Below are 16,222 nucleotides of genomic sequence, written 5' to 3'. Positions count from 1 at the left end.
TGACCACGCGCCCTGATTTCAAGCAATCAGGGCGCGTTTTTCATGGATGCGGGAGATGACTATTCAACAAGCGCTGAAGCGCCGGTTCAAGCCGCGCTGGGCGTACCGAACTCCAGACGTGGCACCGCCGCCAGCAGCCGGCGCGTCAATTCCTGGCGGGGCGCGTGCAACACGGTGTCGGCCTCGCCCAGCTCCACAATGCGGCCACCATCCATGACGGCGATGCGGTCCGCCAGATACTCGACCACGCCGAAGTTGTGCGTGATGAAGAGATACGCAATGCCCAATTCGGCCTGAAGCTCGCGCAGCAGGTCCAGAATCTGCGCCTGCACCGACACATCCAGGGCCGACGTGGGTTCATCGCAGATCAGTACCTTGGGTTCCACCGCCAGCGCGCGCGCAATGGCGATACGCTGGCGTTGGCCGCCCGAGAATTCATGGGGATAGCGCGTCAGCGTGTTGGCCGGCAAGCCCACGCGCTCGATCAACTGCGCGGCGTGCGCGGCGCGCGCCTGCTGGCTCATGCCCCGTCGCAACGACGCCAGGCCCTCGTCGAGGATGTCGCCCACGCGCATGCGCGGGTCAAGCGATGCGTAGGGGTCCTGGAACACAATCTGGATGTCTTGCCGCAGATCGCGCAACGTGCGGCGGTCGGCCGACAGCACGTCCTTGCCTTGCAGCATCGCGCGGCCGGAGATGCGCGCACCGTCGATCAGCCGCAGCAGCGCCTTGCCCGTGGTGGTCTTGCCGCAGCCGGACTCGCCCAGCAGCGCCAGCGTTTCGCCCGCGCGCAACGAAAACGTTACGCCGTCAACGGCCTTGACCCAGGACACGATGCGCCGCAACGGGCCCTTGCGCACGGGGTAATGCACTTTCAGATCCTGCACATCCAGCACCAAGCCCCCTGCCGCGCGCGGCGTGGCTCGCTGCGCGCCGTCTTGCGCGATGGCATCACGCGCCTGCGCCGTCAGCGGCGCGCCACGCTTGGCGAAGGTGGGGATGGCTTCGAACAATTGTCGTGCGTATGGGTGCTTGGGCGCGCGGAAAAATTCTTCGGCGCTGGCGCTTTCAACGATTTCGCCGCCGCGCATCAGCGCCACGTGATGCGCCACGTTTTTCACCACGGCCAGGTCGTGCGTGATCAGCAGCACGGCCATGCCCATTTCGCGCTGGATGTCAGCCAGCAGGTCCAGCACCTGCGCCTGCACCGTGACGTCCAGCGCCGTGGTGGGTTCGTCCGCGATCAGCAGCAGCGGCTCGGCCGCCAGCGCAATGGCGATCATGACGCGCTGCTTCTGTCCGCCCGAAAACTGGAACGGGTAGTCGTCCACGCGCCGTTCGGGTTCGGGGATGCCCACGCGGCGCAGCCAATCGATGGCGCGAGCCCGCGCCGCCGCGCCGCGCAAGGGCGTATGCGCCGTCAGGGTTTCGATGATCTGGTCGCCCACGCGCATGACCGGGTTCAGGCTGGTGGACGGCTCCTGGAAGATGATGCCGATACGGCCGCCGCGCACGCCGCGCATCGCGCTTTCGGGCAACCGGTTCAGGTCTTGCCCGTCCAGGTCGATCTGCCCGCCAACGATGCGGCCGGCGTCCGGCAGCAAGCGCAGCAACGCCAATGCGGTGATGCTTTTTCCGCAGCCTGACTCACCAACCAGCGCGAACGTCTCGCGCTGCGAAATGGCCAGTTCCAGCCGCTTGACGGCGTGCGTCATGCCGGATTCGCCGGCGATGTCCACCTCCAGGCCGCGCACGTCCAGCAAGAGAGTATTCGAGCTCATGGCGCTTCTCCCGATTTCGAGGCGCGCGGTTCGGCGGCCAACACCTGGCGGCGGCCGAACACGCTGCCCATCCGCGCCAGGCGGCTGGGCTTGTAGCGGCGAGTGCGCGGGTCGAAGGCATCGCGCACGGCGTCGGCAAACAGGTTGGCCGCCAGCACCAGCGCCAGCATGAAGAGGAAAGCGGTCATCAGGCTCCACCAGATCATGGGATCGCGCGACATTTCCAGGCGCGCCCCGTCGATCATCGACCCAAAGGAATTCATGCTGGGGTCCACGCCGATGCCCAGGTAGGACAGCACGGCCTCATATAGCACCAGGCCCGAGAATTCCAGCACCACGGTGATCAGCACCAGGTGCGCCACGTTGGGCAGCAGGTGCCGCGTCATGATGCGCCAGTGCGACACACCAAACGCGCGCGCCGCCTGCACGTATTCCAGCTCGCGCAGCTTCAAGGTTTCGGCGCGCAGCAGGCGGCACAGGCCCGCCCAGCCGGTCAGCCCAAGAATCATGCAGAGCAGGAACAGCCGCAGGTCCGCCCGCGCGACCGAGGTGTCGAACAGGTCGGCATGGTTGTCGATATACACCTGCATCATCAGCGCGCAGGCGGCCACCAGCAGCACGCCGGGGATCGACGTGATGGTGGTGTAGAGGTATTGGATGGCGTCGTCGACCTTGCCTTTGAAGTAGCCCGCCGCGATGCCAAAAATAATGGCCGGCGGCAGCATGGCGATGGTGGTCAGGCTGCCGATGACAAGCGCCGTGCGGATGCTCTTCAGCGCCTGCCACAACACGTCGTTGCCGATGCGGTCGGTCCCCAGCGCGTGGTAGCCGCTGGATAGCCCCGCCAGCGCGCCGGCCGTCATGCAAAGCAAACCAAAGGTGATTGCCATGGCCCTCCACGGCACATCGGATTCGCCCCGCAGCAACACCTGGCCCGCGTGCGACGCCGACCCCAGGTGGCGCGCCAGGCAGGCGTAAAGCATGGCAGCCGACAACAGCGCCACGACCAGCCCGCCCGCCACGCCCCACCCCAGGCGTTTCAAGACATCGCCCACATGTTGCGTGTCGGGGTCGGTCAGATGCGTGGCGGCGCCGCGCAGGCGCGGGAAATCGCGCACCGGCTTGTCGTCCACCAGCATGGTTTCCTTCAGGAACAGCTTCGTGGCCAGGGGCTGCGAGTAATTTCTTTCCGGTTGCGTCAGCACCGTGCCGGCCAGGAGGCCGTCCAGCGCGGACTTCACCACGGGCGCATAAATGGGCGCGGCATTGGCGGCGGCCCCGGGCGCGGGCGGCAGTTGCGGCCGGTAGTGGATAGAGTCCAGCAGCCCCACCACGGTGAACGCGGCCAGGATGACGGCCGAGCACATGGCGGGCGTGTCGCGCGCCACGCGCCCCCAGGTGGCGCGCAGGTTCGGGCTGCGGCGCACATGCCACAGGTAGGCTAGCGCGCTCAGCACCATCAGCCACAGCGCGATGTCGGTCCACAGGAAGACGATCTTGGGCATGGCGGCTACTCGAATCGGACGCGGGGGTCAGCCAGCGTGTAGGAAATGTCGGCCAGGATCAGCCCCACGATGTAGAGCGCCGCGCCCAGGAACACCATGGCACGCACCACGGAAAAGTCTTGCGCGTTGATGGCGTCGATGGTGTAGCTGCCCAAACCGGGAATGCCGAAGAACGATTCGGCGATCAGGCTGCCCATGAACAGCAGCGGCAAGGCGGCGACGGTGCTGGTCAGGATGGGCAGCATGGCGTTGCGCAGCACATGGCGAAACAGCACCACGCGCTCGGCCAGGCCCTTGGCGCGCGCGGTGCGCACGTAGTCCTTGCCGATTTCTTCCAGGAACAGCGTGCGGTAGAAACGCGCTTCAGGGCCCAGGCGGGAAATGATGGCGATCAGCACCGGCAGCGCCAGGAACTTGACCACGTCCAGCCCGCCCGAAAACCCCGAGAACGGCACCAGCCGCATCAGCTTGGCGAACACCCATTGCCCCGCGATGATGTAGAACAGGCTGGATATCGACAGCAGCAGCACGCACACCACCACGCCCCAGAAGTCCAGCCGCGTGGCGCGAAAATACACCAGCGTCAGTGAAAACACGATGCTGACAAACAAGCCTAGAACGAAGGTGGGCACGGCCAGCGCCAGGCTGGGCCCCATCCGCGTCTGGATCTCGCGGCCGATGTCGCGCCCGCTGTCCGACGCGCCAAACTCCATGGCCAAGAGCGGCACCGAGCGCTGATAGAAGATGGTGTCGGTCAGTTGCGCCGCGCCCTGCGCCTGCGCATTGAAGAACAGCGGCTTGTCGTAGCCGCGCTCGACCTTCCATTTTTCCACCGCGTCCTGGCTGGCGCGTTGCCCGCCGATGGCCAGGCGCGCCATGTCGTCGGGCGTGTTGACCGCGAAGAACAGGATGAACGTGAACAGGTTGACGCCGATCAGGATCAGCACGCCATACAGCAGCCGGCGGATTACGTAGCCGATCATGATTGATGCTCCTTCTTCACGGCCGGGCCGAAGGCAGTCTGGCGTTCACGGCGCTTGAGCGCGACGTACGACGGCCAGATCGCCAGCGCCAACAGCAGCACGAACAGGCCGATCGGCCACCACCTTGGGACGTTCCATTCGTCGATCTTCTGCTGTCGCAGTTGTGGATCAATCTTCATGTACTGAAGCGTGTTGCGCACCATCTGCGTGGGCTTGGCGTTGCCAACCCACTGCTGGTACGCGCCACCCGACATGGGGAAATAGCCAAACATCCAGGGCGCGTCGCGTTGCACCACGGCCACCATCTTGGCGATCAATTGTTCTTTCTCCGGGCCGTCGTCCAGGAACTTCATCTGCTCGAATAGCTTGTTGAATTCGGGGCTGTCGTAGTTGGCCGCGTTCTCGCCGCCCCCGCGCGCCTTGGCGTTGGGGCCGTAAAGCAGGAACAGGAAATTTTCGGCGTCGGGATAATCGGCGTTCCAGCCCCACAGGAAAATCTGCGCCGCGCCGCGCTTCATCTTGTCCTGAAAGCGGTTGTAGTCGGTGGACCGCACGTCCAGTTGCACGCCGATCTTGGCCATTTGCCGGCGCATCCAGTCAAAGCGCGGGTTCGAGCCACCGCCTTGCATGGCGTCGTAATACAGCACCAGCGGCGCACCGGTTTCGGCGCTGCGTCCGTTGGGATAGCCCGCTTCGGCCAGCAAGCGCTTGGCCACGTCCACGGATTTGCGCACCGGCTTGCCGTCCACCAGGTTGTAGACAACCGGGTTCACGCCTTCGGGCGGTTCTCGGTAACCCAGCACGCCAGGCGGCACCGGGCCTTGCGCCACGGAGGCCTGGTCGTTTTCGAACACGGTAACGAACTCTTCCCAGTCGAACACGATGCTGATGGCCTGGCGCAGCTTGCGGTTCTTTTCCGCCTGCTCGGGCGTGTCGCCCTTGCCTACCACCGGGTCCAGCCAGTTGAAGCCCATGTACCAGTTGGCGGTTTCCACCGTGGTCGGCAGGCGGATGCCGTGCTCGCGGTACTGCTTGGCCTTGTCCTGGCTGTCGCCTGCGGCCACCAGCATGGCCACGCCGTACTCGCCGCGTTCAATCTGCGGCACGTCGTAATAGCCCTGCATGAATTTTCCGATCAGCGGGATGGCCTCTTTTTCCAGGCTGAATACCGCGCGATCGATGAAGGGCGTGGGCTTGCCGCAGTCGGCCAACAGGCCTGCTTCCTTGTCGCCAGGTTCGCCCTCGCAGGGGTAGGCCTCGCCGTGGTAGTTGGGATTGCGCACGAGCACATGGCGGCGGTTCTGCAACGATTCCGCCATCATGTACGGGCCGGTACCCACCGGCCAAGTGTTCAAGGACAGGTCGTGCTCGGCCATGCCGGGCTGGTTATAGAAGCGGTCGGCCTCCCAGGGGATGGGCGCCGTGAACGTCATGGCCAGCCAGTATTTGAACTGCGGATACTTGCCTTTGACGCGGATGCGCAGCGTGTGCGGGTCCAGCGCCTGGACGCCGGTAAAGCCGTAGGCGTCGCGCAGGTCCAGCCACGGGGCCGTGCTTCCGCCCGGAAGATCGCGGCGCATGGCCTGGTCGCGTTGACGCAGGCGGTCGCCGTATTCCTGCATGCCCACCACGTGGTCGGCCATCACGGAATAGATGGGCGACACCACGCGCGGGCTGGCCAGGCGGCGAAAGGCGTAGACGTAGTCGTCCGCCGTCAGCTCGCGCGTGCCGGTGCGCGGAAAGTCGGGAATGTAGTACTTGTCTTTGAGTTCGCCGTCGGCAAGCGGGTAGTAGTCGTAGCTGCCATCGGTCTTGCGGGCAAAGGCCGGGTGCGGCTGGTAGCGCACGCCTGGCCGGATCTTGATGTCGTAAATGCTTTCGGCGATGGATTCACCCGGCGCGTCGGCCGGCAGCGGCTGGCCCTGGGCATCCAGATACTGGGGCGGGTCGATGGACTGCGCGGCGCGCGGCACCAGTTCGTAGGGCCGCTTCAGGTAGTGATAGCCGTACAACGTCTCGTAGATGTTGTAGGTGTAGGGCGTTTCGTCGCCGGAATAAGAGCTTGCCGGATCCAGGTACTTGGGCGAACGCTGCACGAACGCGGAGTAGAACGTGTTCTGGCCTTCGGCGCCGGACGGATACGGGCTGTTGATGGGGCTTTCTTGCGAGCAGCCCGCCAGCGCCAGCAACATCAGCATGGCTGTTGCCCCGAGCCGCTTCATAGCAAGCATGGAAACCTTCCCTTCAAATCGTTGCGACAGAGAATAGCAAACGCGGGACAGAGCCCATACCCAGGCATCCCCCTAGCGGGTGCGTGGGGTGCCCGGGGTGCGCGAATCGCGCGGATCGCCTGGGATGCGTGCGGTGCGTGGAGTACATGGATGCGAACTCGCCGGCATCAACCGCACTGGCGCTGACGCCAGCAGTCATAGCGCCACTTCCAGGGCTGCATGGCGGCGGGCTGCGCCCACAGGCCGCGCTTGGCGTCCTTGGCCTGGCGTTGCAAGCCGGGCAGGGCCTTGTCGCGCAGGTATGCGCCCTTTCTGGCGGTGTAGGCCCAGGCGTAGCCCGCTTCCACCTGCAAGCGGTTGGCCGAGCGCCCGTCGTCCAGGATCAGCGCGCACACATCGCGGCCGTATTGGTCTTGTTCGTAGCACTGGGCGGTCAGGGTCTTGCCCGCCACCAGGTCGGCCAGATGCTTGCGCGAGGCTTCGGCGTAGGGCTGGCCGGGTTGGTCGGCGCCATGGCCCTCTTCGGGTGCATCGATGCTGTCCATGCGGATACGGCGCTGGCCGTCGCTCGCGCGCAGCGTAACGGTGTCGCCGTCGGCCACGTTGACGATCGCGCCGGTCAGCGTGTAGCTGCCCGCCGGAATGCCGCCTGCCAGCGCCGGGCCGGGCCGCGACGAAGGCGTGGACGGCTGCGCGGGTGTGCTTTGGGATTGGGGTTGGCGCGAGGCCGGGGAGGAATCACCGCGCCCCGAGGGCTGAAGCCAATTGACGATGGCGCCCGCCGCCGCAAGGATCAGGGCGACGATCAGGGCGGTCAGCTTGCCGCCGCCGCGAAATGGGGGTTTGCCACGCACCGGCTGGGCTCCAGATGAGAAACGCGGCAAGTGTGCCACAGGCGGGGCGCGATTTTGCAAAAACCGCGTGCGAAAACGGCCCTGCCGCCCGCCATTGCCCGCCCGCCTATAGCCAGCCCGATTTCCGGAAGCGCCAGTACAGGACCGAACAGATCGACGCAATGACGCCCAGCGTCACCGGATAGCCCCACGGCGATTTCAGTTCCGGCATGAATTCGAAGTTCATGCCATAAATGCCCGCAATGGCGGTCGGCACCGCCAGGATGGCGGCCCAGGACGCCAGCTTGCGGGTGGTGTCGTTCTGCGCGGCCTGCCCGATCATCAAGCTGGCTTCGAACGCGAAGGCCAACGATTCCCGCAAGGCGTTGAAGAGTTCATCCACCCGCAACACCCGGTCGGCGACCTCGCCGAAGTACGGCCTGGCATGTTCATCCACGGCGGACATCTCCACCCGCGCCAGACGCCGGCAGATTTCGGCCATGGGCGACACCACCGTGTGGATGCGCAACAGATCGCGACGCTGACGGTACAGCCTGCGGATGTCGGAATCCTTGGCGCCACGGATCAGCAGCTTTTGTTCGGCGCCTTCCACCACGCTCTCGATCTTGCCCGCCGCCGCCACGTAGCGATCGACCAGCCAGTCAAGCACTTCCGAGGCCACATAGTCGCTGCCGCGCTTGAGCAGGTCGGGCGAGGCTTCCAGCCGTTCGCGCAGCGGGCTGTGCGCCGCGGTGGCGCCGCGCCGCACGGTGACCAGGAAGCCGTCGCCTATCAATAACTGGGTTTCGCCGAAGACCGGACGTTCGGCTTCGACCTCGACGGTGATGGTCACGATCAGGACCATGTTGCCGTAGTCGATGATCTTGGGCCGCCGGTGCGGTTCAAGCATCTCTTCCTGGTTCTTGTCGCAGGCGCCAAGTTCACCGGTCACCCGGGCCAGCAATTCAGGCGTGGGGTTGCGCAAGCCGATCCACAGCATGCTGGGTGCGTGACCCGGCTTTTTTTCGTCGCTTTGGCCCGCGCTTTGGTCGTCACTTTGGCCACCGTATTGGCCTATGTATTGCCCGACCTCGTCGATGGGCACTTCGCGGTCGCGGCGTCCGTTCACATAGGCGATCGACGCAACCACCTCGCCCTTGTGGACGTCGGCGAAATTCTCTTCAGCGGACATGGACACCCTCTGGCAATGCGATCCTTGCCGAACAACTTATGGCATCGGGCGATGATAGCCCAGGCTATGAGAACAGGCTGCGCACGCGCTTGGTCACGTCGATGGCGGGCGCCTGCGGTTCTTTGGCCGCGCTCCCGCCGGGCAGGTCGGCCAGCGCGGGCGGCTTGGGCAGGTGGTCAAACAGCGGCAGCATGGCATTGGTGATGTAGCGCGTGCGCGAGCCGTAGACGTGGCGGTCGCCCATGCCCGTCTGCTGATGCACGTAGAAGCGCTGCGGCACGATCAATTGCAGGCGTTCCTTGGCGCGCGTCATGGCCACATACAGCAGGCGGCGTTCTTCCTCGATTTCTTCGGCGGTGCCGGTGCTCATGTCGGAAGGGATGCAGCCGTCAACGACATTCAGCACATAGACCGCCTTCCATTCCTGGCCCTTGGCCGAGTGGATGGTGGACAGGATCATGTAGTCCTCGTCGCGCGACGGTGCGCCGGATTCGTCGCTGGTGGCGTCGGGCGGGTCCAGCGTGAGTTCGGTCAGGAAGCGTTCGCGCGACGGGTAGCCCGCCGCCAGCCGCACCAACTGATCCAGGTCGGTCTTGCGCACGCGGGCGTCGTCATACAGGCGTTCAAGCTGGCCTGCGTACCAGCGCAAGGCCAGGTCCACGTCGGCGGGCCAGCGCAGGCCGGGGTCGCACAGCGCCGCATAGGTGTCGGCGAACGCGCCCCACTCCTGCTGCGCCGCCGCGCCCGGTTTGAATTCACGCAGCGCGCGCAGCGGCTCGGCGCTAGCGGACATGGCGTCCATCAGCTTGCCGGCGGTGGCCGGGCCGATGCCGGGCATCAACTGCGCCACGCGAAAGCCCGCCATGCGGCCGCGCGGGTTCTCCGCCCAGCGCAACAGCGACAACAAGTCCTTCACGTGCGCGGCTTCCAGAAAGCGCAGACCGCCGAATTTCACGAAGGGAATATTGCGCCGGGTCAGTTCGAGTTCCAGCGCGGCGCTGTGGCTGGCCGTGCGGAACAACGCGGCTTGCGACTTCAGCGTGGCGCCGCCCTCGCGCTGCGCCAACACCTGGTCGGCCACCCAGCGCGCTTGCCCGGCCTCGTCGCTGACCGTGACCAGTTCCGGCAATTGCGAGGACGCGCGGTCGGTCCAGAGGTCTTTGGCGAAGCGCTCTGTTGCCAGCCCGATCACCGCGTTGGAGGCGTTCAGGATGGGCTGGGTCGAGCGGTAGTTGCGGTCCAGCGTGATGACGCGGGCGGGCTTGGGAAACTGCGTTGGAAAATCCAGGATGTTGCGCACGGTGGCGGCGCGGAACGAATAGATGGATTGCGCGTCGTCGCCCACCACCGTCAGGCCGCGGCCGTCGGGTTTCATGGCCAGCAGAATGGCGGATTGCAGGCGGTTGGTGTCCTGGTATTCGTCCACCAGCACATGGTCGAAGCGCGCCCCGACATCCGCCGCGATGCCCGGGTCCGACATCATCTCGGCCCAGTACAGCAGCAGGTCGTCGTAGTCCAGCACCTGCTGGTCCTGCTTGGCCGCCACATAGCCGCGAAACAGCGTCTTCAGCTCGTCTTCCCATTGCGCGCACCAAGGGAACGAGGTTTTCAACACATCGGCAACCGGGCTCTGGCTGTTGACCACGCGCGAATAGATGGCCAGGCAGGTGCCCTTCAGGGGAAAGCGCGACTTGGTCGACGACAGGCCCTGTTCGTGGCGGACCATGCCCATCAGGTCTTCGGCGTCGCCCCGGTCGTGGATGGTGAAGGCTTCCGACAGCCCGATGCGCAGCGCGCAATCACGCAGCAGCCGCGCGCCGATGGCGTGGAAGGTGCCCGCCCACGGCAGCGAGGGCGCCTGCTGCGAGCCGCGCAGGTTCATGACCCGTTGCAGCACGCTGCCCACGCGACGATCCATTTCCTGGGCCGCGCGGCGCGAAAACGTCAGCAGCAGCATGCGCTGCGGGTCGGCCCCGTTCAGGATCAGGTGGGCGACGCGATGCGCCAGCGTGTTGGTCTTGCCCGAGCCCGCCCCGGCGATCACCAGCAAAGGGCCATCGTCGCCCGCCGCCGCCCCGCCCCCTGGCACGCTGACGCCGAATTCGGCGGCTTCGCGCTGGGCGGGGTTCAGGTCGGCTAAGGGGTCGGGGCGGGAATTCAAAGGGGGATTGTGGTCGGACATGACGGTAAAGTAGGCCAAATGACTGGCTATTTATCCAGCTATCATAGCAGCGTAGCCGCTGCAGCCCCCGCCTCATCCGTCGACCTTTCGCCATGCGTATCCTGACCGGCACCGCCTCCTGGACCGACCCCACCCTGCTCGCCTGCGGGCGCTTTTACCCGCCAGACGTGCGTGGCGCCGAGGCGCGGCTGCGTTTCTACGCCACGCGCTTTGCCATGGCCGAAATCGATTCCAGCTACTACGCCCTGCCCTCGGCCAACAATGCTTATCTTTGGGCGCAGCGCACGCCCGACGATTTCGTGTTCAACATCAAGGCCTTCCGCCTGTTCACCGGCCACCAGACGCCGCTTGCCGCGCTGCCCAAAGACATTGCGCGCGAGCTGGAAGATTGGCCGGAACCCATGATCTACCACCACCACATGCCCGAGGACTTGCGCGACGAACTCTGGCGCCGCTATCAACTGGCGCTGGAGCCGCTGCGCATGCCCGGCAAGCTGGGCGCGGTGCATTTTCAGTTTCCGCCGTGGATCCGCCGTGACGCCCGAGGCCGCGCGCATGTGGCCGATTGCGCGCAGCGCATGCAAGAGCACCTGATATCCGTGGAATTCCGCCATCGCAGTTGGTTCGACAGCCCGGCGGCCATCGCCGACACGCTGGCGTTTGAACGCGATCTGGGCGTGGTGCATACCGTGGTCGATGCGCCGCAGGGCTTTGACAACACGGTGCCCGCGGTGTGGGAAAGCACGCATCCCGACCTGACTTTGCTGCGCCTGCATGGCCGCAATGCGGCTGCGTGGAATGCGTCCGGCCCCGCTTCGTCCAGCCGCTTTCAATACGAATACACGGAGCAGGAACTGGCGGAACTGGCCGAGCGCTTCTCGCGCCTGGCCGCGCAAAGCGCCCGGGCGCATGCGGTGTTCAATACCAACTTCGAAGACCAGGGCATGCGCAACGCCGCGGCCTTTGCCACCGCGCTGTTGCCTTTCTGATGGCCAACCGACCGCCTGCCTGATGGCCTTTCTGATAGGCCTGCCTGACCCGGCGCGTCAGGCGGCGACAGGCTTGCGCGCCACTTCGGCCAGGCTTTCCAGCAGCACTTCAAACTTGCGCGCGATGTCGTGCTCGGGCACACAGGCGTAGCCCAACAGCAGGCCCGGCCGCCGCCCCTCTGCGTTGACGTAATAGCGCGACAGCGCGCGCGTCAGCACGCCCTTGCCGCGCGCCACGTCCACCACGCGCAGGTCGTCCATGTCCGGCGGCAAGGTCAGCACCAGATGCAGGCCCGCCATGCTGGCGTCGCGATGCAGCCAGTCGGGGCCAAGGCGGCGTTCAATCAGGTTGACCAGCATCGCACGGCGCCTGCCGTACAGCATGCGCATGCGACGAATGTGCGCGGCGTAATGCCCTTCCGAGATGAACGTGGCCAGCGCCGCGTGCGTCATCAGGTGGCCTTCGCGGTAGAGCTCGGCGTGCGCCGCCTGGAATGCGGCGGTCAAGGGCTTGGGCAAGACCAGGTAGCCCACGCGCAGGCCCGGGTACAGCGTCTTGCTGAACGTGCCCATGTAGATGACCGGCGCGTCGGGTTCCAGCCCCAGCAGCGAGGCAATGGGCCGGCCCGAGAATCGGAATTCGCTGTCGTAATCGTCTTCGATGATCCAACTGCCGCTTTGCCGAGCAACCGCCAGCAACTGGCGGCGGCGCGTCAGGGACATCACCGGCCCCAGCGGATACTGGTGCGACGGCGTGACGAATATGAAGCGTGGCGGCGTGCCGCCCGGTTCGGGCAGGCGCATGCCCTCTTCGTCCACCGGCAGGTGCACCGTGTGCAGCCCGTTGGCCTGCAGGATGGTGCGGGCGCCCCAGTAGCCGGGGTCTTCGACCCAGGCCGTTTCGCCCGCTTCGCCCAGGATGCGGGTGGTCAGGTCGATGGCCTGGTGCGAGCCTTCGGTGATGATGATCTGGTCCGGGTCGCAGTCGATGGATCGCGTCAATGCCAGATGCTGGGCCAGCGCTTCACGCAGCGCCGGCAGGCCGCCGCCGTAGGCGTAGGTCAGCAGATCGGGCGACGGGTTGCGCCACAGGCTGCTGACGATGCGGCCAAACTTCTTGTGCGGGAATTCCGTCAGGTCGGGCACGCCGGGCATGAAGGCGCCCCATTGGTAGGGCGAGGCCGACACGCCGTCCACAATGGCCGCGCCACGCGCCGACAGCGCGGCGCCCGCTTGGGCCTGGGCAGGGTGACGCAGGCGACGGCCGCTGGCCAGGTAGGAATCGGGCACCGAGGCGTTGACGAAGGTGCCGTTGCCCTGCCGGCTGCGCGTATAGCCTTCGGCCAGCAGTTGGCTATAGACGTGAACCACCGTGTTGCGGGCGATGCCGAGCTCGGTAGCCAGGTCGCGGGAAGCGGGCAAACGCGAGTCCGCCGCAATGGCGCCGTCCAGGATCGCTTCGCGTATGCCGCGATACAGCCGCTTGTTCATGGGCTCGCTGGAGGCCTCGGCCAGGCGCAGCAGCAGCAAGTCACCTACAATGGACCGCAATTGGTTCTACCTGTTTTATCAAAGTGGTTCCCACAAGTGGGGCCATCGTAGCATTAAATAAGGTTTTTCCCGCCCACCCTGTTCATCGAGGCTGAGATGAAGAATCAAGACCTGAATACCCGCCGTTCCCTGGCCACGCCGCGCGGCGTTGGCGTCATGTGCGACTTCTACGCGGTGCGCGCCGAGAACGCCACCCTGTGGGATGCCAACGGCAAGGAATACATCGATTTCGCCGGCGGCATCGCCGTGTTGAACACGGGCCACCTGCACCCCAAGGTCAAGGCCGCCGTCGCTGCGCAGTTGGACAACTTCACGCACACGGCCTACCAGATCGTTCCTTACGAAAGCTACATCTCGCTGGCCGAACGCATCAACCGCCTGGCCCCCATCGACGGCCTGAAGAAGACTGCCTTCTTCACCACCGGCGTCGAAGCCGTTGAAAACGCCATCAAGATCGCGCGTTCGTCGACCGGCCGTTCGGGCGTCATCGCGTTTTCGGGCTCGTTCCACGGCCGCACCATGCTGGGCATGGCGCTGACCGGCAAGGTCGCCCCGTACAAGCTGTCGTTCGGCCCGATGCCCGGCGACATCTATCACGTGCCGTTCCCCAACGCCACGCAAGCCATCAGCGTGGCCGATTCGCTCAAGGCGCTGGACCTGCTGTTCAAGTGCGACATCGACCCCAAGCGCGTCGCCGCCATCATCATTGAACCGGTGCAAGGCGAAGGCGGTTTCAACATCACCCCGCCCGAACTGATGACCGCGCTGCGCAAGATCTGCGACGAGCACGGCATCCTGCTGATCGCCGACGAAGTGCAAACCGGCTTTGGCCGTACCGGCAAGCTGTACGCCATGGAACACCACTCGGTGCAGGCTGACCTGATCACCATGGCCAAGAGCCTGGGCGGCGGCTTCCCGATTTCGGGCGTGGGCGGCCGCGCCGACGTCATGGACGGCCCGGCGGCTGGCGGCCTGGGCGGCACCTACGCCGGCAACCCGCTGGCCGTTGCCGCGGCCCACGCCGTGCTGGACGTGATTGCCGAAGAAAAGCTGTGCGATCGCGCCAACGTGCTGGGCGAGAAGCTGCGCGCCCACCTGGAAGGCCTGCGCGCCAAGGTGCCGGGCATTGCCGATGTGCGCGGCCTGGGCTCGATGGTGGCGCTGGAACTGAACGACGCCAGCGGCAAGCCGGACGCCGAAGCCGTCAAGCGCGTGCAAGCGCGCGCGCTGGAACAAGGGCTTATCCTGTTGAGCTGCGGCGTTTACGGCAACGTGCTGCGTTTCCTGTACCCGCTGACCATCCCCGACGCGCAGTTCGACCGCGCGCTGGCGATTTTGTCCGACGCACTGGCAGCGTAAGGTTCACGGCCTGAACCCTTTATTCAGGGGGCCACAGGCACGGTAATTGCGGGCGTCGCGGATCTTTCCGCCGCGCCCGCTAGTGCTTGTTGGCCCCACTGAATCCCCATCAAGGAGACTTCAATAATGACCGCATTGACTCATCCCCTGTCGCGCCCGGATCTGCTGCGCGACGCCTGCTACATCGACGGAAAGTGGGTCGGCGCCGGCAACGGCGCGTCGATCCCGGTGGACAACCCCTCCACCGGCAAGACCATCGTGTCGGTGCCCAAGCTGGGCCGCAAGGAAACCGAGCAGGCCATCGCCAGCGCGCAAGCCGCGCTGCCCGCCTGGAGCGCCAAGACCGGCAAGGAACGCGCCGCGATCCTGCTGAAGTGGTCGCAACTGATGATGCAGAACCAGCAAGACCTGGCCGCCATCATGACGTCCGAACAGGGCAAGCCCGTGACCGAAGCCGCGGGCGAAATCGCCTACGCCGCCTCGTTCCTGGAGTGGTTCGCCGAAGAAGCCAAGCGCATCGACGGCGACGTGCTGCAAAGCCCGAAGGCCGGCCAGCGCCTCCTGGCGTTGAAGCAGCCCATCGGCGTTACCGCCGCCATCACGCCGTGGAACTTCCCGGCTGCCATGATCACCCGCAAGGTCGGCCCGGCGCTGGCCGCCGGCTGCACCATGGTGGTCAAGCCCGCCCAGCAGACCCCGCTGACCGCGCTGGCGCTGGCCGTGCTGGCCGAAGAAGCCGGCGTGCCCGCGGGCGTGTTCCACGTCATCACGGGCAGCTCGCGCGATATCGGCGCCGCCCTGTGCGAAAGCGATGTCGTGCGCAAGCTGAGCTTCACCGGCTCCACCGAAGTGGGCCGCACGCTGATGGAGCAATGCGCCCCCACCATCAAGAAGCTGTCGCTGGAACTGGGCGGCAACGCGCCGTTCATCGTGTTCGACGACGCCGACCTGGACCGCGCCGTTGACGGCATCCTGGCCTCCAAGTACCGCAACGCCGGCCAGACCTGCGTGTGCGCCAACCGCATCTACGTGCAAGCCGGCGTGTACGAGGAAATCGCCAAGCGCCTGGTCGCCAAGGTCGAAGCCATGAAGGTCGGCGACGGCTTTGCCGACGGCGTGACGCAAGGTCCGCTGATCGACAAGAACGCCATTGAAAAGGTGCAGGAGCACATCGCTGACGCCACCTCGCACGGCGCCAAGGTTATTGCCGGCGGCAAGCCGCATGCGCTGGGCGGCACGTTCTTTGAACCCACCGTGGTGCGCGACGTGACGCAGTCGATGCGCTTTGCCACCGAAGAAACCTTCGGCCCGGTGGCCCCGCTGTTCCGCTTCGACACCGAAGAAGAAGTCATCGGCATGGCCAACGACACCATCTTCGGTCTGGCCGCCTACTTCTTCACCCGCGATTACGCCCGCATCTGGCGCGTGTCCGAAGCATTGGAGTACGGCATTGTCGGCATCAACACCGGCCTGATCTCCAACGAAGTCGGCCCGTTCGGCGGCGTCAAGCAGTCGGGCCTGGGCCGTGAAGGCTCGAAGTACGGCATCGAGGAATACCTCGAAATCAAGTACCTGTGCGTGGACCTGGGCGCCTGAGCCCGAAGCGGTGGGGGGCG

11 protein-coding genes are annotated in these 16,222 nt (G+C 65.7%); 3 read left to right on the top strand and 8 right to left on the bottom strand.

The window, feature by feature from the left end:
* Positions 1–86: 86 nt before the first annotated feature.
* The 7 genes from ACE04A_RS12850 to ACE04A_RS12820 form a co-directional block, all read right to left on the bottom strand.
* Positions 87–1,781, bottom strand: a complete 1,695-nt coding sequence (locus tag ACE04A_RS12850; protein WP_448718168.1) for an ABC transporter ATP-binding protein — start codon at positions 1,779–1,781, stop codon at positions 87–89.
* On the bottom strand, positions 1,778–3,286 hold the full coding sequence (locus ACE04A_RS12845) for an ABC transporter permease (RefSeq protein WP_448718167.1): 1,509 nt from the start codon (positions 3,284–3,286) through the stop codon (positions 1,778–1,780). Before ACE04A_RS12845 ends, ACE04A_RS12850 begins: the two co-directional genes overlap by 4 nt.
* 5 nt (positions 3,287–3,291) lie before the next feature.
* Positions 3,292–4,269 (bottom strand): ABC transporter permease, encoded by a 978-nt coding sequence (locus ACE04A_RS12840; protein WP_448718166.1) that lies wholly within the window; start codon positions 4,267–4,269, stop codon positions 3,292–3,294.
* A complete protein-coding gene (locus ACE04A_RS12835) occupies positions 4,266–6,500 on the bottom strand; it encodes an ABC transporter substrate-binding protein (RefSeq protein WP_485820178.1) in 2,235 nt (744 codons plus the stop codon). Before ACE04A_RS12835 ends, ACE04A_RS12840 begins: the two co-directional genes overlap by 4 nt.
* A 167-nt stretch (positions 6,501–6,667) precedes the next feature.
* On the bottom strand, positions 6,668–7,354 hold the full coding sequence (locus ACE04A_RS12830; protein ID WP_259246002.1) for a thermonuclease family protein: 687 nt from the start codon (positions 7,352–7,354) through the stop codon (positions 6,668–6,670).
* Positions 7,355–7,460: 106 nt separating this feature from the next.
* Positions 7,461–8,525: a magnesium and cobalt transport protein CorA gene (locus ACE04A_RS12825; RefSeq protein WP_448718164.1), complete on the bottom strand. Its 1,065-nt coding sequence runs from the start codon at positions 8,523–8,525 to the stop codon at positions 7,461–7,463.
* A gap of 64 nt (positions 8,526–8,589) precedes the next feature.
* Positions 8,590–10,707: an ATP-dependent helicase gene (locus ACE04A_RS12820; RefSeq protein WP_448718163.1), complete on the bottom strand. Its 2,118-nt coding sequence runs from the start codon at positions 10,705–10,707 to the stop codon at positions 8,590–8,592.
* 92 nt (positions 10,708–10,799) lie between these two features.
* Between ACE04A_RS12820 and ACE04A_RS12815 the strand changes: the two genes are divergently transcribed.
* On the top strand, positions 10,800–11,696 hold the full coding sequence (locus ACE04A_RS12815) for a DUF72 domain-containing protein (protein ID WP_448718162.1): 897 nt from the start codon (positions 10,800–10,802) through the stop codon (positions 11,694–11,696).
* A gap of 57 nt (positions 11,697–11,753) precedes the next feature.
* Here the strand turns inward: ACE04A_RS12815 and pdxR are convergent, their stop codons facing one another.
* A complete protein-coding gene (gene pdxR / locus ACE04A_RS12810) occupies positions 11,754–13,247 on the bottom strand; it encodes a MocR-like pyridoxine biosynthesis transcription factor PdxR (protein WP_391431081.1) in 1,494 nt (497 codons plus the stop codon).
* A gap of 96 nt (positions 13,248–13,343) precedes the next feature.
* On the opposite strand from pdxR, the gene ACE04A_RS12805 reads away from it, so the two are divergent.
* Together ACE04A_RS12805 and ACE04A_RS12800 are read left to right on the top strand one after the other, a co-directional pair.
* Positions 13,344–14,606 (top strand): 4-aminobutyrate--2-oxoglutarate transaminase, encoded by a 1,263-nt coding sequence (locus ACE04A_RS12805; RefSeq protein WP_485820177.1) that lies wholly within the window; start codon positions 13,344–13,346, stop codon positions 14,604–14,606.
* Positions 14,607–14,732: 126 nt separating this feature from the next.
* A complete protein-coding gene (locus ACE04A_RS12800; RefSeq protein ID WP_100856579.1) occupies positions 14,733–16,202 on the top strand; it encodes an NAD-dependent succinate-semialdehyde dehydrogenase in 1,470 nt (489 codons plus the stop codon).
* Positions 16,203–16,222 lie beyond the last annotated feature (20 nt).

Source organism: Achromobacter colocynthidis, assembly GCF_057334535.1.
Note: the sequence above shows the minus strand (reverse complement) of the source record. Positions and strands in the feature narration are given on the sequence as shown.